This is a genomic window from Sorangium sp. So ce363 (assembly GCF_051520435.1).
Classification (GTDB): Bacteria; Myxococcota_A; Polyangia; order Polyangiales; family Polyangiaceae; genus Sorangium; species Sorangium cellulosum_B.
Genome location: NZ_CP150333.1, coordinates 5,192,561 through 5,211,897 on the forward strand (window position 1 = coordinate 5,192,561; position 19,337 = coordinate 5,211,897).

16 protein-coding genes are annotated in these 19,337 nt (G+C 73.5%); 7 read left to right on the top strand and 9 right to left on the bottom strand.

Annotated features, from left to right (window positions below):
• Positions 1–168 precede the first annotated feature (168 nt).
• Genes WMF12_RS19700 through WMF12_RS19710 form a run of 3 tightly spaced genes read left to right on the top strand, consistent with a single transcriptional unit; the run spans position 169 to position 2,722 of the window.
• Positions 169–1,176 (top strand): hypothetical protein, encoded by a 1,008-nt coding sequence (locus tag WMF12_RS19700; protein ID WP_437873081.1) that lies wholly within the window; start codon positions 169–171, stop codon positions 1,174–1,176.
• Positions 1,177–1,196: 20 nt separating this feature from the next.
• Positions 1,197–1,979 (top strand): orotidine-5'-phosphate decarboxylase, encoded by a 783-nt coding sequence (gene pyrF / locus WMF12_RS19705; RefSeq protein WP_437873082.1) that lies wholly within the window; start codon positions 1,197–1,199, stop codon positions 1,977–1,979.
• Positions 1,976–2,722 (top strand): TrmH family RNA methyltransferase, encoded by a 747-nt coding sequence (locus tag WMF12_RS19710; protein ID WP_437300742.1) that lies wholly within the window; start codon positions 1,976–1,978, stop codon positions 2,720–2,722. Before pyrF ends, WMF12_RS19710 begins: the two co-directional genes overlap by 4 nt.
• A gap of 476 nt (positions 2,723–3,198) precedes the next feature.
• On the opposite strand, the gene WMF12_RS19715 is transcribed toward WMF12_RS19710, so the two are convergent.
• Positions 3,199–4,371: a cysteine desulfurase family protein gene (locus WMF12_RS19715; RefSeq protein WP_437873083.1), complete on the bottom strand. Its 1,173-nt coding sequence runs from the start codon at positions 4,369–4,371 to the stop codon at positions 3,199–3,201.
• Positions 4,371–5,645, bottom strand: coding sequence for a hybrid sensor histidine kinase/response regulator (locus tag WMF12_RS19720; protein WP_437803314.1), 1,275 nt, complete (start codon positions 5,643–5,645; stop codon positions 4,371–4,373). Before WMF12_RS19720 ends, WMF12_RS19715 begins: the two co-directional genes overlap by 1 nt.
• A 479-nt stretch (positions 5,646–6,124) precedes the next feature.
• Here WMF12_RS19720 and lnt point away from each other — a divergent pair, with 479 nt between their 5' ends.
• Complete coding sequence (gene lnt / locus WMF12_RS19725) at positions 6,125–7,840, top strand: apolipoprotein N-acyltransferase (RefSeq protein ID WP_437873084.1); 1,716 nt, start codon at positions 6,125–6,127, stop codon at positions 7,838–7,840.
• A 192-nt stretch (positions 7,841–8,032) separates the two neighbouring features.
• Here lnt and WMF12_RS19730 read toward each other — a convergent pair whose 3' ends face one another.
• From WMF12_RS19730 to coaE, 3 genes are all read right to left on the bottom strand, one after another.
• Positions 8,033–8,683: a DUF72 domain-containing protein gene (locus WMF12_RS19730; protein ID WP_012236337.1), complete on the bottom strand. Its 651-nt coding sequence runs from the start codon at positions 8,681–8,683 to the stop codon at positions 8,033–8,035.
• Positions 8,684–8,801: 118 nt separating this feature from the next.
• Positions 8,802–10,337 carry a ribonuclease H-like domain-containing protein gene (locus tag WMF12_RS19735; RefSeq protein ID WP_437873085.1) on the bottom strand — a complete coding sequence of 512 codons (1,536 nt, stop codon included), beginning with the start codon at positions 10,335–10,337 and terminating at the stop codon, positions 8,802–8,804.
• A 65-nt stretch (positions 10,338–10,402) separates the two neighbouring features.
• Positions 10,403–11,053: a dephospho-CoA kinase gene (coaE, locus tag WMF12_RS19740; protein WP_437873086.1), complete on the bottom strand. Its 651-nt coding sequence runs from the start codon at positions 11,051–11,053 to the stop codon at positions 10,403–10,405.
• 297 nt (positions 11,054–11,350) lie between these two features.
• Between coaE and WMF12_RS19745 the strand changes: the two genes are divergently transcribed.
• Positions 11,351–13,354: a putative bifunctional diguanylate cyclase/phosphodiesterase gene (locus tag WMF12_RS19745; RefSeq protein ID WP_437873087.1), complete on the top strand. Its 2,004-nt coding sequence runs from the start codon at positions 11,351–11,353 to the stop codon at positions 13,352–13,354.
• 54 nt (positions 13,355–13,408) lie between these two features.
• Here the strand turns inward: WMF12_RS19745 and WMF12_RS19750 are convergent, their stop codons facing one another.
• Both WMF12_RS19750 and WMF12_RS19755 read right to left on the bottom strand, forming a co-directional pair.
• A complete protein-coding gene (locus tag WMF12_RS19750) occupies positions 13,409–14,092 on the bottom strand; it encodes a cysteine hydrolase family protein (protein WP_437873088.1) in 684 nt (227 codons plus the stop codon).
• Positions 14,093–14,158: 66 nt separating this feature from the next.
• The gene (locus WMF12_RS19755) at positions 14,159–15,541 is read right to left on the bottom strand and encodes a nicotinate phosphoribosyltransferase (protein ID WP_437873089.1); all 1,383 of its coding nucleotides are present in this window, start codon (positions 15,539–15,541) and stop codon (positions 14,159–14,161) included.
• Between the two features lie 145 nt (positions 15,542–15,686).
• Between WMF12_RS19755 and folD the strand changes: the two genes are divergently transcribed.
• Positions 15,687–16,550 carry a bifunctional methylenetetrahydrofolate dehydrogenase/methenyltetrahydrofolate cyclohydrolase FolD gene (gene folD, locus WMF12_RS19760; protein ID WP_437873090.1) on the top strand — a complete coding sequence of 288 codons (864 nt, stop codon included), beginning with the start codon at positions 15,687–15,689 and terminating at the stop codon, positions 16,548–16,550.
• 2 nt (positions 16,551–16,552) lie between these two features.
• Positions 16,553–17,305 carry a class I SAM-dependent methyltransferase gene (locus WMF12_RS19765; RefSeq protein ID WP_437873091.1) on the top strand — a complete coding sequence of 251 codons (753 nt, stop codon included), beginning with the start codon at positions 16,553–16,555 and terminating at the stop codon, positions 17,303–17,305.
• A gap of 42 nt (positions 17,306–17,347) precedes the next feature.
• On the opposite strand, the gene WMF12_RS19770 is transcribed toward WMF12_RS19765, so the two are convergent.
• Together WMF12_RS19770 and WMF12_RS19775 are read right to left on the bottom strand one after the other, a co-directional pair.
• Positions 17,348–17,986: an ATP-binding cassette domain-containing protein gene (locus WMF12_RS19770; protein ID WP_437873092.1), complete on the bottom strand. Its 639-nt coding sequence runs from the start codon at positions 17,984–17,986 to the stop codon at positions 17,348–17,350.
• Positions 17,983–19,263 carry a hypothetical protein gene (locus WMF12_RS19775; protein ID WP_437873093.1) on the bottom strand — a complete coding sequence of 427 codons (1,281 nt, stop codon included), beginning with the start codon at positions 19,261–19,263 and terminating at the stop codon, positions 17,983–17,985. The genes WMF12_RS19770 and WMF12_RS19775 overlap by 4 nt, the downstream gene beginning before the upstream one ends.
• Positions 19,264–19,337 lie beyond the last annotated feature (74 nt).

A 19,337-nucleotide genomic window follows, 5' to 3' on the forward strand; every position in this document is an offset into this window, starting at 1 on the left:
ATCATGCCCTGGGCGCCCTCCGCGACGGACCAGTTCGTCCGGCGACGGCGCAGGCGCGCGCTGACAACCGGGGGGAACGGAGGTGAACCAAGGAGGACCAAGGGGAACCGAGGGCACGCGAGCTGACCGAGGTGACCTCGGTGACCGAGGTGAACACGTGGAGGTGAGGTGGAAGGGACGGAGCGCAACGATTTCCGCTGGTACCTGCGGTGCACCACGGCGATACTCTGGCTGGCGGCTCCGCGGCGCCTCGACATCACGAGGGTCGTGGCGTTCGCGAATAATTGCGTCAAAGCCGCTCTGCGGGTCAGAATCGTCCTGCTCGGTGGCCCTCCGAGGGCGACCTGCAGGTCCCCGCACCGCCCCTTGGTAGCCCAACCGCACGCGCTCGATCGAAGGAGCCACGAGGTCATGTCGGAACAGAAGGAAAGCTCGGTCCTGTTCTCGCTCAAGGAGCTGATGAACCTCGAGGAGGATCGCATCAAGAGCGAAGAGGCCCAGAAGGCCGCCGCCGCCGCCGCCGCCGAGAAGGCGCGCGTCGAGGCCGAGCGCGCCGCGCGCGATGCCGAGGAGCAGCGCATCCGCACCGAGGAGGAGCGCCGTCGCAACGAGGAGCGCCGGTCCCGCGAGGAGGCGGCGCGGCTCGAGGCGATCCGGCAGGCCGAGATCGAGAAGGCGCGCGTCGAGGCCGAGCAGAAGGCGCGGCTCGAGGCGATGGCCGCGCAGCAGCACCACGAGCGCTCGCTCGCGGCGCTGCAGCAGGACGAGTCGAAGAAGAAGCTGCGCAAGCTCCTCATCGGCGGCGCCATCGCGAGCGTGCTGGTGATCGGCATCGTCACGGTCGTCGCCGTCGACTCGGCACAGAAGAACGAGGCGCGCATCCAGGCCGAGGCCGCGAGGGCCCGCGAGCTCGAGGAGGCGAACAAGCGCCTCGAGGCGCAGTTCAAGGAGTCCGAGGGCAAGATGGCCGGGCTGCGCGATCAGCTCGCGACCGCCAAGGACGAGGCGACGCGCCTTGCCCTGCAGAAGCAGCTCGAGGCCGAGCAGCAGAAGCAGGAGCAGCTGCGCCGCGGCGGCGGCGGACGCCCGGCCGCGGGCGGCGCGCCGGCGAGCGGCGGCGGCGCCAAGGCGCCCTGCAACTGTGCCCCTGGCGATCCGCTCTGCAGCTGCCTCTGACGCGGAACGGGGTCCCCTGAATGGCTAACCACAGCTCCGTCAGGCAGAGAACGAGCCTCGGCGGCGGCTCGCTCGACGAGGCGCGCCGCAGGCTCGTCTTCCCGCTCGACTATGCGAACCTCGACGAGGCCAGGGCGGCGGCGACCCGCATCGCCCCCTCGATCGGCGTGCTCAAGGTCGGCCTGGAGCTGTTCGTTCGCGAGGGGCCGAGGGCGGTCGAGATCGGCAAGTCGCTCGGGCTCGATGTCTTCCTCGATCTGAAGCTGCACGACATCCCCGAGACGGTGGCGCGGGCCGTGGCGAGCGCCGCCGCGCTCGGGGTCCGGTACCTGACGGTGCACGCCGCCGGCGGCGCCGAGATGCTGAGGCGCGCGGCCCACGAGGCGGCGCGCTCTCAGGACATGATCCTGCTCGCCGTCACCGTGCTCACGTCGCTCGACGACGGCGATCTCGCCGCGCAGGGCGTGCAGGGGAGCGCGTCCGAGCACGTGGTCCGGCTGGCGCAGCTCGCGCGCGGCGCCGGCGTCCACGGGTTCGTCGCCTCGCCGCACGAGGTCCCCGCGCTGCGGGAGGCGCTCGGGCGGGGCGAGCTCATCGTGACGCCGGGCATCCGCCTCGCTCCAGGCGCAGGCAGCACACAAGGCGATGATCAGAAGCGCATCGCCACGCCCTCGGCCGCGATCTCGGCCGGCGCAGATCTCCTCGTGGTCGGCCGGCCGATCCGCGACGCGGCCGATCCGCTCGCCACGGCGCGCTCGATCGTCCAGGAGATCGCGCACACGCTCCACCCTCCGCGCCCGTGAGCCGCCTCGTCTACGGTCTCCAGCCGGTTCGTGAGGCGATCCGCGCGCACGGAGCGCGCGTCGGATGGGTCCTCGTCCAGCGCGACGGCGGCCCGAAGCTCGACGCGCTCGCGCGCCTCGCGGAGGGCCAGGGCATCCCGACCGAGCGCGCGCCCCGCAACGAGCTCGATCGCCGCAGCGCCGGCGGGCGCCACCAGGGGGCCGTGGCCTCGGCGCCCGAGCTCCAGATCGTCGGTGTCGACGAGATCCCGGTCGTCGAGGAGGGCCAGCCCGGCGCCGGCACGATCACGGTGGCGCTCGACGGCGTCATGGACCCGCAGAACTTCGGCGCGGTGATCCGCAGCGCCGTCGCCCTGGGCGCCCGGGCCATCCTGTGGCCCGAGCACAGCTCGGCGCCGCTCACCCCGGCGACCTTCCGTGCGTCCGCGGGCGCGATCGAGCACGCGAGGCTGTGCCGCGTCCCCTCCTTGCCCGACGCCCTGGAGGCGCTCGCCGCCCGAGGCGTCGCCGCGATAGCGCTCGACGCCCAGGGTCCGGTGGAGCTCGGCGAGCTGCCCCTGACCGGCCCTGTCGCGATCGTCATCGGCGCCGAGGACAAGGGCACGCGCCGCTCGGTCCGCCGCGTCTGCCAGCACGTCGCTCGGCTCCCCATGACCGGCCCCATCGCCTCGCTGAACGCCTCGGTCGCAGGGGCGATCGCGCTCTACGAAGTCGTCCGGCAGCGCCGCGCATCGAGCGCGTAGCCGGACAGCGCGCTCGACCTCTCGCGGCGCGCCTCCATGTCCCGGTCACCAGCGCGCTCGCGCGCCGCGACGTGGCCTGGCAGCACCACCGCGCGTCGAGCGCGAGCTCATCCGAGAGCTGGCCTGGACGGCCCTCGATCGATGCGTCCGGAGCCGGCGTGATCGCGCGCCGCGAGGTCGCCGGGCGGCGCCGCGGACCGACTCCTTACATCAACAAAATTGACAATAAATTCGAATGGATACAAACAGAACCTGAAGCGAAGTCGAGCACCTCGTCGAACGCTGAACAGGCTCACAGCAAGACGACCGATTCGATCCATTCAATGGATCGACCTAAAGAATCCACAGCCCCCTCGAAAAGCTCAATCGCTACGAAGAGATACCCCTGTGGACTCACCCTTCTCTGCGCGCTTATCCGGAATGGCTCGAGGGATGGTTCAAGAATCGACGGGTTCCCGGTAAGCGACGGGATCGGCTCAGCTTCCGGCTCGAAGCGATCGCAGGCGGGAGAGCACGCGGGCCACGCGGCGCGTGGCCTCGATGAGGTCGGCCTCGGCCGTGTCCTCGCCGATCGAGAAGCGCACGGCGGACGCCGCGCGCTCTGGCCCGAGCATCGCCGTGAGGACCGGGGAAGGCTCGGCGGTCCCGGCGCTGCAGGCCGATCCGCTGGACACGGCGACGCCCTCCAGGTCGAGCGCGGCGCAGAGCTCGTCGCCGCGCCAGCCGGGCCAGGAGAGGTTCGTGATGTGGGGGGCGCGGTCGCCGTCCCCGTTGCGGATCGGCGCGGCGCCGGCCGCGCGCCCGATCTCGACGAGCTCGGCCTCGAGGCGATCGCGGAGCGGGGCGAGCGCTGCGTAGCGGGCAGGACCGCCGATCGCGCGCCGGGCGGCCACGGCGAAGCCGGCCGCGGCGAGCGGGTCCTGCGTCCCGGGCCGCAACCCGCGCTCCTGGGCGCCTCCGAGCAGGACAGGCCGGAGCCGGATGCCCGGCCGGACGGCGAGGGCGCCGATCCCCTTTGGCCCGCGGATCTTGTGGGCCGCGATCGACGCGAGATCCGCCCCGGCCCACGCCTCCGGCGGGAGGCGTCCCACCGCCTGGACGGCGTCCACATGGAGGCGCGCCCCGCGGGCGTGGACGATCGCCGCCGCCTCGGCGATCGGCTGGACGACCCCCGTCTCGTGGTTCACCGCCTGGAGGCTCACGAGCCGCACCGGCGCGACGGCCGCCGCTCGATCCACGGCGCCCGCGATCGCCTCCGGCGCGACGCGGCCGGACGGCTCGGGATCGATCCACGCGACGTGCACGCCGCGGCCGGCGAGCGCCTCGGCGGCGCGGGTCACCGACGGGTGCTCGATCCGCGAGACGACGAGCGCCCCGGATCGCTCGTCGAACGCGTGGCAGAGCGCGAGGTTGTTGGCCTCGGTGCCGCCCGAGGTGAGGATCACGTCGCGCGCGTCGAAGCCCGTCAGCCGGGCGACCGCCTCCCGCGCCTGCTCGATGAACGCGCGCGCCCGACGCCCGGGTCCGTGGACGCTCGCAGGGTTGGCCCAGGCCACCTCCGCCGCGGACTGCATCGCCGCCAGGACCTCGGGGTGCGGCGGCGTCGTGGCGTTCCAGTCGAGGTAGATGGCGCGAGCGGCCGGGTGCATCAGATGGACGATGAGGGATCGGTGGGAGGCGACGAGGGCGGGCCGAGCCGACCGGGGGAGCTGCCATCGTCCTGGAAGGGCGCTCGCCGGGCGACCGTCAGGTAGAACGCGGCCCCGGTCAGCGTCTCCCCCTCGATGATCTCGTTGCTGGGAGACGCGACGCGCACGTCGCCGCCGAGCCCCCGGGCGGTGCGCCGCGCGATCGCGAGCCCGACGCCGACGCCGCCGTAGGCGCGCGTGGCCGAGCCGTCGACCTGATAGAACGGCTCGAAGATGCGCGACTGGCGGTCCGCCTTGACCCCAGGCCCGGTGTCGGCGACGCAGAGCTCGTAGTGCCCCGACTGGAGCACGGTGACCCGCACGCCCGCGGTGCCGCCGGCCGGCGTGAACTTCGCCGCGTTCTCGAACAGCTGGATCATCGCCCGCTGCAGGCGGCCTGCGTCGCCCCACGCGGGGAGCGGGCCGCGCGGCAGCTCCTCGACGAGCTGGACCTTCCCCTCGGCGAAGCGGTCGGCGACCTGGGCGAGGGCGCGCCGCGTGGTGTCGAGGAAGTCGTACTCGGAGTGCATGAAGCGCATCCGGCCCGTCTCGATGCCGGTGACGTCGAGGAGGTTGTCGATGAGCGAGCGGAGCCTGCGGACGCAGTCCTCCATCGCGAGGAGCGCCTTCTTCTGCGCCTTGTTGAGCGGGCCGAGCTCCTCGTCGGCGAGCAGCTTCACGTACCCGACGATCGGGGTCATCGGGGTCGCGAGCTCGTGGGAGATGTTGCGGTAGAACTCGGTGCGCGCGGCGTCGAGCTCGCGGAGCCGGGCGTTGGCGCGCGAGAGCTCGGCCACCTTCTGCTCCAGGTGGGCGACGATGCGCTGGCTCTGCTCGCGCAGCCGGAGCGGCCCCTGGGACGCGGGGAGCTCCTCGCGCGCGCCGCTGAGGTAGCGGGCGATGATCGACGGGAAGGAGCGCGCGTCGATCGGCTTCTGGAGGAAGCCGTCACAGCCGACGGCGAGGCTCGTGTCCCGGTCGCCCTCCGCGGTGATCGCCACGATGGGGACGCCGGCGAGCGACGCCTCGCCGCGCAGGCGCAGGGTGACCTCGAATCCATCGAGGCCCGGGATGTTCAGGTCGACGAGGACGAGGTCGGGGTGCTGCGTACAGGCGAGACGTACCCCTTCGAGCCCGTCGGCGGCCTCTAGGACCTCGTAGCCCGCGTTCTGGAGCAGCTTGCGGACGAGCAGGCGGTTCGCGGGATCGTCCTCGATGTGAAGGATCTTCGACATGGGCTCTGCGTGCGCATAGTAGTCGCGATCGTGGGGGTTCAGGCACGTTCTGCGCGAACTTCCACCGCCTGGCCAGGCTGCGCGGGCGCGCGCAGCGCCGGGGTCGTCCGCTCGGAGCGCTCGTTTGCGGTGCGGGTTGCCAGGCTCGCGCCGAGCGGGTTGCCAGGCTCGCGCCGAGCGGGTTGCCAGGCTCGCGCCGAGCGGGTTGCCAGGCTCGCGCCGAGCGGGTTGCCAGGCTCGCGCCGAGCGGGTTGCCAGGCTCGCGCCGAGCGGGTTGCCAGGCTCGCGCCGAGCGGGTTGCCAGGCTCGCGCCGAGCGGGTTGCCAGGCTCGCGCCGAGCGGGTTGCCAGGCTCGCGCCGAGCGGGTTGACGGAGCGACAGCGTCCCTTCAATACGGGGGCCGCCATGCTCGGCCCTTCCAGGTTCCACCGCGCCGCCGTCACGACGGCGCGCTGCCTTCCCTTCCCCGGGCGCTCCCGATGACGACCGCGCACCAGCAAGAGAGCGAGGCTGCCGTCGCAGACGCCGGGGGTGGAGAGACCGCCAGCCTCCCGCTGCCGGACGCGCCGCGCAGCGCGGGCGACCCCCCGGCGAGCGCGGGAAGAGCAGCGCGCGCGCTGCCCGCGCGCCTCGCCTATGCGCTCGCGGCCCTCAGCGGGCTCTTCTACTTCCTCGGGTTTCCTGGGATGGATCTCTGGCCGATCTCGTTCTTCGGCCTCGTCCCCCTGATCGTCGCGCTGCGCGGACAGACGCCCAGGCGCGCGGCGCTGCTCGGCTGGATCGCCGGCTTCGTCATGACGATGACCGGCTTCTACTGGCTGCTCGAGATGCTGCGCGTGTTCAGCGGATTCCCCACGATCCTCTGCGCGCTCTTCATGGCCATCCTCTGCGGCTACCAGGCCGGGAGGATCGCCCTGTGCGGCTGGCTCTACGGGCGGGCCGAGGCGCGCGGATGGCCAGGCTCGGTGGCCTTCGCGCTCGCGTTCGTGACGAGCGAGCTCGTCTTTCCGCTGCTCTTCCCCTGGTACTACGGCGCCTCGGTCCACAACGCGCCGGTGATGGGCCAGGTCGCGGATCTCGGCGGCCCCTACCTCGTCGGCCTGGTGCTGGTCGCCGCGAACCTCGCGATCGCCGAGCTCGTGATGCTCCGGCTGGATCGCGCGAGCCCCGCGCCGGGCGAAGCCGGCCGCGACGCCGGCCCGCCGCGACGCGGTCGCCCGCTGAACCGCGCGGTCGTCGCGGTGGGGATCGCCGCCCCCGCCCTCGCCGCCGTGTATGGCGTCCTCCGGATCCGCGCCGTGGACGCGGCCGTCGCCGCGGCCGAGCCGATCAAGATCGGGATCGTCCAGCCGAACCTCGCGCTCTTCGACCGGCGGAACGCGCTCAAGATCCACGTGAGCCGGACCAGGGAGCTCGCGCAGCAGGGCGCGGAGCTCGTCGTGTGGAGCGAGGCGGGCGTGCCGCAAGCGTTCCGCGAGTCGGCCTACCAGCGCGAGGTCCAGCGGTCGCTCACGGGCCGCCTCGGCGTCCCCACGGTGGTCGGCACGGTCATCCACCGGCTGCCGGCCGACCGGAACGAGCGCGGCGTGAGCTTCAACACCGCGCTCATGGCCGGCAAGGACGGCGAGATCCTCGGTCGATACGACAAGCAGTACCTGCTCGCGTTCGGCGAGTACCTCCCGTTCGGCGAGCTGGTCCCGTACCTCTACAAGCTGTCGCCGAACTCGGGCCGCTTCAGCCCCGGCACGTCGCTCGCTCCGCTCGAGTGGGACGGCCACAGGCTCGCGACGATGATCTGCTACGAGGACATCCTGCCGCACTTCGTGAACAAGCTGGTCGCCCAGGGCGACCCCGACCTCCTCGTCAACCTCACGAACGACGCCTGGTTCGGCGACTCGACGGAGCCGTGGATCCACCTCGCGCTCGCGAAGATGCGCTCGATCGAGCACCGCCGCTACCTCGTGCGCGCGACGAACAGCGGCGTCTCCGCGATCGTCGACCCGGTCGGGCGGGTCGTCGCGCACAGCGACACGTTCAAGGAGCAGTCGCTCCTCGGCGAGGCCCGGTTCATGCGCGCGCAGACCGTCTACGGGACCGTGAAGGACATCCCCTGGTACGTCGCCGCGGTCGCGAGCGTCGCCATGGCGCTGTTCACGCGGCCGAAGCGCCGGCGGCTCGGGCGCGGCGAAGGCTGAGCCGCCCCCGCATTCGCGTGGCACACGCCGACGCCGCCCGCGGCGCGGCGGACGCTCGAGCGACCCAAGAGCGGCGGTCACCCGCACAGGAGACGGGCCCAGATCGGCGTTTTCGGCGCGGAAGCGTACTCACGTACGCTGAGCACCGAAAACGTCGAGATGGGCCCGTATCCGAAGCGGGCGACCGCCGCTCTAGAGCTTCATCGCCTTTTTGAAGCGCTTCGCGTCGGCGAACATGTCGACGTTCGTGAACACGTACGTCGCGTCGTCGTGCTTCGCGCCGCGCGCGATCTCCGCGAGCCGCTCGATCGCCGGATCCTCGTAGCGCGACTTGTGCCCCGCGGGACCGTGCAGGCGGTAGTAGGCCACCTTCAGCCGCGAGAGCCCCGCGTTCAGCGGATCGCGCGCGGCGAGCGCGCCGACCTCCTGGGTGAGCTCGTCGCACTCGTCCGGATCCCACCCGGGCGGAGGCTCGAAGACGACGCGCTCGAAGCGCTTCTTCACGTTGACGAGGAAGTCGCGCAGGATGGCCTTGTTCGCGCGCGTCGGCGTGAACTCCGGGGGGCCGACGAAGACGGCGAGCTTCGCCTCGAGCTCATCCGCGACCGCCTCGATGCTCTTGAGCGCCGTCTCGATGACCTTGCCGTCCCGAAAACCCTCCTGCCCTATCTCGCGCGGGCCGAGCAGGGCGAAGCGAAAGCCGCCTGGAGCTTCGCGCCGCCAGCGCCGGATCGTTCCAGGTCCCGGGAGGGACACATGGGTCTCCTGCACCTCCACGAACATGAACTCGCGGAAATAGCGCGTCGCTGGGACGGGAAAACCGGCGCAGCCGACGGTAATCATCGTCCCCACCCTAGCCCACGCCCGCGCTGGCGAGAAGCCAGACCGATGGATTTCTCGATCGGCTCGCCTGGGCGCCCAAACGATGACGCGGGGGCGCGAGGACGTAGTGGATGCCCGCTCACTCCTCCCTCCCCCTCGCGTCCCCCTCGCGCTGCGGCGCCGCTGGCTCGGAGCACGGGCGCGCAGGAGCGCCGTCGACCGCACCCGCGCCAGCGGCTTGCCCGAACGGCAGCGCGAGCGCTGCGGCGCTGCGATCGACCTTGCGCTGCAGGCGGGCCCGGCGGCGGGCCTGCGCGGGCTCGGGCTCCGCGGTGCCCTGGTCGGCCAGCTCGAGGGCGCGGGCGAAGGAGCGCACATGGTGCTCGTAGAGCTTCGCGAGCTCGAGGCGCACCGAGGGATCGTCGATCTCGGCCGCGAGGGCCTCGTAGTCCGCGAGCGCCCGCGCCTTGTCCCCGCGCGCCTTGGCGATGTCGCCGCGCGCCCGCCGCGCGACCGCGCCGCCGCCGCGCTCGACGGCCGCGTCCGCGAGCTCGGCCGCGCGCTCGAGCGCGCCCGCCCGCCGCAGCGTCGCGGCCGCCCCGGCGAGATCGCCGGCGGCGAGGCTGCCGAGCGGCTCGCCGTAGAGGCCGACCAGCGCGACCATCGCGAGGACGTCGGCGGCGTTGTGCTCGACGACGCCGAGCAGCGCCTCCTCGTCGCCGGTGCGCAGGAAGTGGGCGTAGCACGCGACGATCTCGCCGCCGGGCACGTCGCCGACGCGCACCCGGCCGAGCACGTCGTGCTCGAGGGCGATGAGGGTGCGGCTCTTCAGGCGGGCCTTGTGGATGCGGCGCGCGACGTGGACGAGATCGAGGTGCGGCAGCTCCGGCGGCGGCGGCAGGCGGTTCATCACGTAGCGCGTGCGCAGGAGCGGCATGTCGAACGCCTTGCCGTTGTACGTGACGATCATCGAGGCGTCGGCGAGGCGCTCGGCGAGGCGGCGCAGGATGGGCTCCTCCTCGCCGAGGCGGCGCAGGAGGAGCTGCTCCATGACGAAGCCGTCGGACGGAGGCTCGCCGAGCGGCCCCGCGCTGTCCGCCCCGGGGTCGAACCAGGCGAGGCCGATCAGGAACGGCACGGTGCCCGTGCCACCTGCGAGGCCCGTGGTCTCCGTATCGAGGAACAGCGCCCGCCGCACGTCGCAGCCGGCGAGCGCCGGATCGAGCGAGAGGAGCGCGAGCATGGCCGGGTCGGCGTCGCGCGCGGCGACGAGCGGCGCGCGGCCGACGCGGGCCGCCGCGAGCGAGCGGGTGCGGCTCGCATAGAGCGGCCCCCCGGGCGTCTGCTCGACATGGAAGGGGAGCTCGCCGCGCGCGGGATCGGCCCTGGGGGTCGGCGGCGCGCCCCGGGCGACGATGCGGGAGATGCGCTCGCGCAGATCATCGAGCGACGGTCGAGCAACGCCCGTCGAGGGCGATGCAGACGCTGCGGCCGGCGCCGCGTCGGTCGGAGCCGGCGCCGCGGCCGCCAGTGCGGGAGGAGCTTCGGAGGAGCCGACGCCGTCCACGGCGGGACCGCGATCGAGCGACGCCTGCGCGACGGCGAGCGGCGCAGCGCCGCGCCGCTCCGCCGGGAGCGGTCCGAGCCGCGCGAGCTTCGACTTGAACGACGTCATCGGCCGGTCGCGAGGTTTCCACGCCGGGCACTGCGCATCAAGTCAGTGATCCAGCGGATGCCGCGTCAGGGATCCTGGCCCGATTTCTGGCGCGCGGCGCTGGGACCGACGCCGAGCTTCGCCCGGATCGAGGCGAGCACCTCGTCGGCTTGCCGCTCGATCGCGGCGCGATCGCCGGAGTTCTCGATGACGTAGTCGGCCATCGCGACCTTGCTGGCGAGCGGGAGCTGCGCGGCGAGCCGGGCGCGCACGTGGTGTTCGGTCGCGCCGTCCCGCGCCATCGCGCGGGCGATCTGGACCGCCTCGGGCACAGCGACCACGACGAGCGGGCGGAACGCATCGGCGACCCCGTTCTCGACGAGGAGCGCCGCCTCGTAGCAGGCCAGCGGCTCACCCTGCGCCTGGAGCTCGGCGGCGCGCTCCAGCGTGAGCGCCGTGATGCGCGGGTGCACGATCGCGTTCAGCTGGCGGCGCTTGTCCGGATCGGCGAACACCACCGCTGCGACACGCGCGCGATCGAGCGAGCCGTCCGGCGAGACCACCTCCGGGCCCAAGGCGCGCACCACCTCGTCGAGCCCCTCGGTACCCTTCGCCACCACCTCGCGGGCGAGCGCGTCGGCGTCGATGACCGGAAGCCCCCGCGCGCGAAAATGAGCCGCCACCGTGCTCTTGCCGGATCCCAGGCCGCCGGTGAGCCCGAACAGGACGATCCCCATGGCCGCCTCAGCCCCCTCCCTGGAGCGACCGGCACGCCTCTCCGCTGCCTGATCTCGACCCAGCATCACAACGCATCGCGTCAAAACCTACCTTTGTCGTCCCTGCGGTCGAGCGCGGCCGGCGTCGGAAGAAGGTGCGACCTGCGCCGGCGCCCACGTCTGCCCGGAGCGCCTGCCCGCCTCGTGACCACCACGACCCGAGCCTACCTCGAAGGGGGGTCTGCGACCGTCGAGTTTCCTCGCCGTCGGCGCTTAAGAAGTCCGCTTCTCCGGGAATGCAACTACCATAACGGGGTGGTGGCAAAGATCGATGACCGGCCGGAGTCGAGCCTGCACGCCGCGTTCGATCGCTCGGACGCGCACCGCGGCTCGCCGGACAAGCAGCTCGCGTCGTGGCTGTCCGAGCTCGACGTCGGCGTGATCGAAGTCGACGCCGAGCAGCGCGTGGTGCGCGTCAACGGGGCAGCGGAGCGGCTGACCGGCTGGTCGATCGTCGAGGCGCGCGGCGCGCTGCTCGATCGCGTGCTCCGGCTGATCCCGGCGGCGGGGACGACGAGCGGAGATCCGGACATCGACGTCGGAGAGATGACGGAGCTGTTCGACGAGGGCGCGCCGGCGAAGGTCGCCGCGCCGCCCGCGCTCACGCCGCGGCGCGAGCCGGTGGCGCCGCTCGCGCCGGTGATCATCGACGAGGGCGCGCTGCGCACGCCGGGCGCGCCGCTCGCCGCGCCCGAGGCAGCTGCGGCGAGTAGACCGACGTCCGCGCGGTACACCGCGCTGCTCGAGCGCCGCGACGGCTCGGTCATCCCCGTCGTCCACACGATCGGCACGCTCACGGGGCGGCCCACGCGCGAGAGCCAGCGCGACTCGAGGCCGCCGCCCGCCCCCGGGCAGCTCATCCTCTTCCGCGAGCTCGGCGCGCCGGGGCCCTTGCCGATCCACCCGGCCAAGCCCCGCTACGACGCGCTGACGCGGCTCCTCGATCGGTACGCGATCATCGATCGCATCGAGGAGGCGCTGAACGACTGCAGGGCGAACAACACGCCGTACGCGCTCTGCTACATCGACCTGGATCGCTTCCGGCTCGTGAACGCCACGTGCGGGCACGAGGCGGGCGACGATCTGCTCCAGTGGGTCGCGACGCGCGTGCACGAGATCGTCGGCCCGAAGGACGCGGCCGGGCGGATCGGCGGCGACGAGTTCGTCCTCTTGCTCGCGGACAAGAACGAGCGGGAAGCGGAGCGGATCGCGCGCGACCTGCAGATCTGCCTGCTCGAGTTCCGGTTCGGGTGGGCGGAGAAGACGTTCTCGATCGGCGCGAGCATCGGGCTCGTCGTGCTGACCCCGCACTTCGAGCGGGCCGTCGACGTGCTCGGCGCCGCCGATCACGCGTGCCGCATCGCGAAGGAGAACGGGCGCGGGAGGCTTCAGGTCTACCTCGACGACCAGCAGATGACGACGAGCCGGCGCTCGATGCAGTGGGTCGCGAGCCTGCAGCGCCACCTCGCCGAGGGGCGGCTCCGGCTCTACTCGCAGGGCATCCACCCGCTCATCAAGCCGGGCGCGGCGCACACGCCCCGCGGCGCGCACTTCGAGGTGCTCGTGCGGCAGCTCGGCGAGGACGGCCGGTTCTACTCGCCGGTCGGCATCATCCAGGCGGCGGAGCAGAGCGGCCTGATCCACGTGATCGATCGCTACGTCGCGCGCCAGGCGTTCCGGCTCATCGGCGCGCTGCCGCAGCACGCGCTGAGGCGCCTCGACACGTGCTCGATCAACCTGTCGGGCGTGTCGCTGCTGCGCGAGGGCCTGCTCGACTTCCTCGTCGAACAGCTGCACCGGGCGCAGGTGCCGCCGAGCAAGATCTGCTTCGAGATCACCGAGACGGCGGCGCTCGCCAACCTCGGCGAGGTGCTGTGGTTCATGCAGGAGCTCGGCGCCATGGGGTGCCGGTTCGCGATCGACGACTTCGGCAGCGGGCACGCGTCGTACGGCTACCTGGAGAGCCTGCCGGTCGACTACGTCAAGATCGACGGCATGTTCGTGCGCGATCTGAAGGACAACTCGCTCCACCGCGCGATCGTGGAGTCGGTGCACCGCATCGGCGACACGCTCGGCATCAAGACCGTCGCCGAGCAGGTGGAGAACCAGGAGATCGCCGATCTGCTCACGTCGATGGGCATCCACTACGCGCAGGGGTGGCACTTCGACAAGCCGCAGCCGCTCGTGGACCTCTGCGGGTCGCTGCGCGCCCAGGGCCAGCCGAGCATCCCGGACGCGACCGGCTCGCCGGAAGGCCGCTGACGCGATCGCGGCGGGAGCCCGGTCGGGCTCGCCGCGCGATCCGCTGGATCCTCCCTAGACAAGAAGCGCTGACGACGTCGTGAGCGTGACGCCGGCGGCCTGCATCTCGGCGAGCGCGGCGGCGACCCCGGCCTCGGTGATGCCGGCGACGGCGTCGGTCAGGAGCACCGTGCTGTAGCCGCGCTGGGCGAGGCCGAGGGCTGCGGCGCGGACGCAGTAGTCGGTCGCCACGCCGTAGACCACGAGCTCCGGCGCGTCGCCGAGCGCCGCGGCGAGCTCGCGCAGGAACGCCTCGGCGAGCGGGTTCGCGAAGAGGCTGTAGACCTCCTTCTCGAAGTAGACGGCGTGGCTCCTGCGCGCCGCGAGCTCGCGCACCGCCGCGTCGATCGGCGCGCGCTCCACGTTGGGGAGGAAGCGGTAGCGCGGCGGCAGCGTCCCCTCGACTTTCAGCCAGCCCGGCGTCCCCTTCACGCAGTGGTCGGGGAAGCCCGGCTTGCCGCCCTCGGGGGCCGGCGTGTCGTTCGACGCGAACTCCCACGCGTCCCACGCGTGCGAGTCGACCGAGCCGACGATGGGGATCCCGTGCGCGACGGCGTGCTCGGTGAGCCTCCGAAACAGCGCGTTCGGCGAGCCCTTCACGTACAGCGCGCCGGTCTCCTCACAGAAGTCCCGCTGCACGTCGACGTCGACGAACACCCTCGGGGGCGAAGATTGTCGGGGCCATTTACCGCTCGCCATGTCGTCGTCTCCTGTCGTGGGGGGCGCGCGGCCTCTCGCGGCCGCGCACGCCAGGGGGCTCGCTCGCTACCGCCGTCCTGCGCCGGAGACGACGCGGGCGCGCACCGCCTCCACGAGCGCGCCGAGCCGCGGCGACACGTCGGCCGCGAAGGGCGCGCCCTGCTCGGGCTCGTCGTCGATGGAGAGGAGCGCGTCCGGGAGCCCGGCGAGCTGCGCGCGCGCGCGCAGCCGGACGGCGTCGAGCCCCTCGGGCGGCGCGACCCGGGCGCCGCGCGCCATCACGGGCACGAGCAGCGGCTCGGCGTCGGGGCTCATCGGCTCGGCCTCGAGCGAGATGACGTCACGGGCGAGCTTCCCCGATCGATCGCGGAAGCGGTGCACCTGGTGCGCGCCGGGCAGGGTCGCCTTCCCTTCCGAGAACTTCGCGATGGGCGTGCGCTCTCCGCCCGCGCCCCGCTCGACGTCGCCGATCTCCACGAGCTTGTAGACGCCGCCCAGCGCCGGGGCGTCGATCGACGTCACGAGGTCCGTCCCGACGCCGTAGAGATCGATCGGCGCCCCGGCGCGCCGGAGCTCGGCGATGCGGTGCTCGTTCAGATCGCCCGAGGCGACGATCTTCGCCGACGTGCAGCCTGCGTCGTCGAGGATCCTGCGCACGGCCACGCTGAGCGCGGCGAGGTCGCCGGAGTCGAGCCGGACCCCCTTCAGCTTGTCGCGCGCGATCGCCGCGGCGCGCGCCGCGCCGACGAGCGTGTCGTAGGTGTCGACGAGCAAGATCGCCGCGCTCGGGAAGACGGCGACGTAGGCCTCGAACGCGGCCTGCTCCGTCGGGTGAGCCATGGTCCACATGTGCGCGGCCGTCCCGAGCACAGGGATGCCGAAGCGCATCCCGGCCTCGACGTTGGAGGTGCCGACACAGCCGACCGCGTACGCGGCTCGCGCAGCGTCGATCGCCGCCTCCGGGTGTGCCCTGCGGCTGCCGAACTCGATGACCCCCGCGTCGCCGGCGGCCAGGACGACGCGCGCGGCCTTCGACGCGATCGCGGTGGCGTGGTTGATGGCGGACAGGGCGAACGTCTCGATGAGCTGCGCCTCGATGAGCGGCGCCGTGACGCGCAGGACCGGCTCGTTCGCGAAGAACGCGGTCCCCTCGGGGATGGCCCAGACGTCGCCGTGGAAGCGGAAGTCCCGCAGGTAGCCGCAGAACGCCGGCGTCATCGCGTCCGCGAGGGCGGGCAGCGCGCTCAGGTAGGCGATCTGCTCCTCGGTGAAGCGGAGCTCCTCGAGGTAGCGCACGACCCGCGCGAGGCCCATCGCGACAAGGAAGCGCCGGTGCCGGGGCAGCCGCCGCACGAAGAGCTCGCACGTCGCGACGCGCGAGGCCATGCCGCGGTGGAAATAGCCCGCCGCCATGGTCAGCTGGTAGAGATCGGTGTGCAGCGCGTCCACAGATCATGGCTAGAGACGCTGGACGTACGGGTCAACCGGAAGATCGCGTGGCGTGAGGCGGTGTGCCGGCCATCCTCACGATCGCTCCCCGGGCCGCCGCGGGCAGCCCCCCGCGACGGCCGCGGCTGGACTAAGCTCCGCGGCCATGGCGGCGAAGATCCTGGACGGCAAGGCGATCGCGCAGAAGGTCCGCGACGAGGTGCGGGAGGGGGTGGCGCGCTTCGTGGTCGCCCACGGTCGGCCCCCCGGCCTCGAGGTGGTGCTCGTCGGTGAGGACCCGGCCAGCGTGACGCACACGCGGAGCAAGGAGCGGATGTCGAACGAGGTCGGCATTCGAGGACGGCTCCGCACGCTCCCGGCCGCGACGACCGAGGCCGAGCTGCTCGCCTGCGTCGCGGAGCTCGACGCGGACGACACCGTCGACGGGATCCTCGTCCAGCTGCCGCTGCCGGCGCACATCCGCGCGCACGCCGTGCTCGACGCCATCGATCCCGCGAAGGACGTCGACGGCCTCCACCCGGTGAACGCAGGGCTGCTCGCGATGGGCCGCCCGGGTGGCATCGCGCCGTGCACGCCGGTCGGCTGCATGCGCCTGCTCGCCGAGGCGGGCGTCGAGCTCGCCGGCGCCCGCGCGGTGGTGGTGGGGCGGAGCAACCTCGTCGGCAGGCCGATGGCGCAGCTGCTGCTCGCGCGGCACGCGACGGTCGCGATCGCCCACACGCGCACGCGCGATCTGAAGGCGCTCTGCCGCGAGGCCGACGTCCTCGTGGCGGCGGCGGGCAAGGCGAAGCTCATCGGCGGCGACTGGATCAAGGAAGGGGCCACGGTGATCGACGTCGGCATGAATCGCGATGACGCGGGCAAGCTGGTGGGCGACGTCGATTTCGACGCCGTCAGGGAGCGGGCCGCCTGGATCACGCCGGTGCCCGGCGGCGTCGGCCCCATGACGATCGCCTCGCTGCTCGAGACGACGCTGCGCGCCGCGGAAGCGCGCGTCGCGAAGCGGTAACGATGGCCGTGACGAGGGGGCTCGCGCCCGCGCCGCACCCCGACGCCGACGCGGAGGACGCCTCCGCCGCCGAGCGCGCCGCCGCGTTCGTCGCGCGCGAGACGGCCGTCGCCTGCCCGCCGTTCGTCCCCGAGGTCAAGCTCCACCTGGCGACCGAGGTCACGCCGCTCTGGCACGCGACCGAGGCGGCGCTCACGCGCGCGGGCGTGCCGCCGCCGTACTGGGCGTTCGCGTGGGCGGGCGGGCAGGCGCTCGCGCGGTACCTCCTCGATCATCCCGCGACGGTCTCGGGCAAGCGCGTCCTCGACCTCGCCTCCGGCGGCGGAGTCGTCGCGATCGCCGCGGTGCTCGCCGGCGCCGCGCGCGTGAGCGCCGCCGACATCGATCCCTTCGCCGCGGCGGCGCTCCGGCTGAACGCGGCCCTGAACGGCGTCACCGTCGACGTGATCACCGAGGACCTCACGGCGAGCGCCGCGACGGCCGCGTGGGACGTCATCGTGGCGGGCGACGTCTGCTACGAGCGCGCGATGGTCGACCGCGTGCTCCCGTGGCTGCGCCGAGAGGCCGCGCGCGCCACCGCGGTGATCGTCGGCGATCCCGGGCGCGCCTATTGCCCCTCGGAGGCGGTCGAGGAGCTCGCGCGGTACCAGGTCCCCACGTCGCTCGACCTCGAAGGCCGCGAGCAGCGCGAGACGCGGGTGCTGCGGCTGCTGCCGCACCGTTCGGGCCGCGAGGGGAGGCAGCCCGGCCGGTAGGCGGCGTCCGGAGGCGCGGCGCCTCACGGGCCGAGGCGCCGCCTACTCCGCGCCGAGCCGTCCTCCGTTCAGCCGGCGCACGTGCCCCCCGATCGCCGCCGCGAAGGCCGCGTCGTTCGTCGTGAGGAGCGTCGCCTTCCCCTCCGCGCGGCGCTGCTCGATGAGCTCCAGCACCGTACGCGCCCCCTCGGCGTCCAGCCCGTTGGTCGGCTCGTCGATCACGAGCAGCCAAGGATCGCCCACCAGCGCCGCGAGAACGAGCGCGCGCTTGCGCTGACCGAACGACAGGCCGGAGAGCCGCTGTCGGTAGAAGGCGGCCGCGCCGAGCCGCTCGATCCACGCGCGCCACGCACCGTCGAGCGGCGGCGCCTGCTTGAGCGCGCGCACGAGGGCGCAGAGCTCCGCGACCTGGAGATCGGGCAGCGCCTCGGTCGCATCGGGCGCGTAGCCGAGCCGGCGCCGCGCGGAGGCCGCGGCGCCGTGGACGGCCTCCCCCGAGAGCGTCACGGCGCCGCGATCGGGCTCCAGCAACCCGACGACGACCCGCAGCAAGGTCGATTTGCCGGCGCCGTTTTCGCCCATCACGACCGCCACCTCCGAAGGTCCGCAGCGGAGTTCGACGCCCGAGAGCACGTCCCTGCCCGAGAGCCGCTTGTGGATCCCCGTCGCCTCCAGCGTCACAGCGCCCTCCCCTCTCCTGCCGCCGCGCCGCGCCCGCGACCCGGCGAGAGCCAGCGCGCGCCTGCGGGCCTCGCGAGCAGCGCGGCCGCCGGAGCGAAGGCCGCGAGCGCGAGATCACCCAGCGTCCACGCGGCCGCGATCGACGCCGCGATCGCCGCGAGCACCGAGAGCAGCACCCGGCTGCTGTCGCGGCCGTCCTGCCGCACGGACCACCGGACGCAGCCGAGCGCGATCGCGGCGAGGAGCAGCCCCGCGAGCCCCGCGCCACCGACCAGGCGCAACGTCACCGAGGGGGCCGCGCCGGTGAGCGCGCCGACCACCGCGCCGTGCCCGAGCGCGAGCGCGACGAGCGGCGCGGCCACCGCCGCGGCGACGGCGCCCGCGCGGAGCCCGGCCGCCGCGCCGCACGCGTCGAGGAGCCACGCGAGCCGCCGCTCCTCGCGCAGGACCGGACCGGAGAGGCCAGCGCCCGCGCAGAGCACGACCGGCGCGAGCGCGACGAGCGACGCCGCGGCGAGCGACCCGCCGCCGAACCGCCCGCTGTTCCGGGCCCAGGCCGCCGCGGCGAGCGCGCCGATCGCCGCGAGCGCGAGGCCCCGCACGAGCACCGCGCGGTGGCCACGGACGAGCGCCGCCAGGTAGGCGAGCGCGAGCGCGACGAGCGCAGGCGCCGCCGATGGAATCATCGAGCGCTCGCGGCCGGCGGGGATCTCTGGCGCGCGGGCGACGGCCGCGCGCAGCCCGACGGCCAGCGCGGGCGCGGCGCACGCGAGCAGCACCGACGCCGGGGCCCCGAGCGCGATGGCGCCCACGAGCAGCGCGAGGGCCGAGAGCTCGCGCGCGCCGCGCGGACGGGCGAGGAGCATGCAGCGCGCCGCGAGCGCCGCGGCGCCGGCGGCGCAGCCGGCGAGCGCGCCGGCGCCGACCGCCCAGAGCGCCACCCACGGGAGCTCGGCGACGGCGAGGAGCAGCGCGTGAGCCGAGAGCAGCTCGCGGCGCGGGACCGGCAGCGCGCGGAGAAAGAACGTCGCCGGAGCGCGGAGCAGCGCGCGCGCCGCCGGCGTCCCGACGAGCAACCACGCCCCCCACAGCGCGACCCGGAACAGGGGCGACTCACCCGCGAGGCCCGTGAGCTGCGAGGGGTGCATCCCGTTGCCGCCGAACACGACCGCCGCGACGAGGCCCATGCCCATGTACAGCGGCATGGCGCGCGCGAAGGCGTCCTTCCCGGCCGTCGAGACCAGGACGCGCACGACGAGGGCGAAGCGGCGCAGCACGTCACGTGCTTGTACCCCACGGCGGGCCGGATGCTCCCCATCGGAAGCGCATGACGGGGCCGCTCCACGAGCCG

What these genes read in the sequence shown, in the direction of transcription:
- pyrF (WP_437873082.1), top strand. Translation starts at nt 1,197, where the DNA reads ATGGCTAACCACAGCTCCGTCAGGCAGAGAACGAGCCTCGGCGGCGGC.
- WMF12_RS19715 (WP_437873083.1), bottom strand. Translation starts at nt 4,371, where the DNA reads ATGCACCCGGCCGCTCGCGCCATCTACCTCGACTGGAACGCCACGACG.
- WMF12_RS19720 (WP_437803314.1), bottom strand. Translation starts at nt 5,645, where the DNA reads ATGTCGAAGATCCTTCACATCGAGGACGATCCCGCGAACCGCCTGCTC.
- lnt (WP_437873084.1), top strand. Translation starts at nt 6,125, where the DNA reads ATGACGACCGCGCACCAGCAAGAGAGCGAGGCTGCCGTCGCAGACGCC.
- WMF12_RS19730 (WP_012236337.1), bottom strand. Translation starts at nt 8,683, where the DNA reads ATGATTACCGTCGGCTGCGCCGGTTTTCCCGTCCCAGCGACGCGCTAT.
- WMF12_RS19735 (WP_437873085.1), bottom strand. Translation starts at nt 10,337, where the DNA reads ATGACGTCGTTCAAGTCGAAGCTCGCGCGGCTCGGACCGCTCCCGGCG.
- coaE (WP_437873086.1), bottom strand. Translation starts at nt 11,053, where the DNA reads ATGGGGATCGTCCTGTTCGGGCTCACCGGCGGCCTGGGATCCGGCAAG.
- WMF12_RS19750 (WP_437873088.1), bottom strand. Translation starts at nt 14,092, where the DNA reads ATGGCGAGCGGTAAATGGCCCCGACAATCTTCGCCCCCGAGGGTGTTC.
- folD (WP_437873090.1), top strand. Translation starts at nt 15,687, where the DNA reads ATGGCGGCGAAGATCCTGGACGGCAAGGCGATCGCGCAGAAGGTCCGC.
- WMF12_RS19765 (WP_437873091.1), top strand. Translation starts at nt 16,553, where the DNA reads ATGGCCGTGACGAGGGGGCTCGCGCCCGCGCCGCACCCCGACGCCGAC.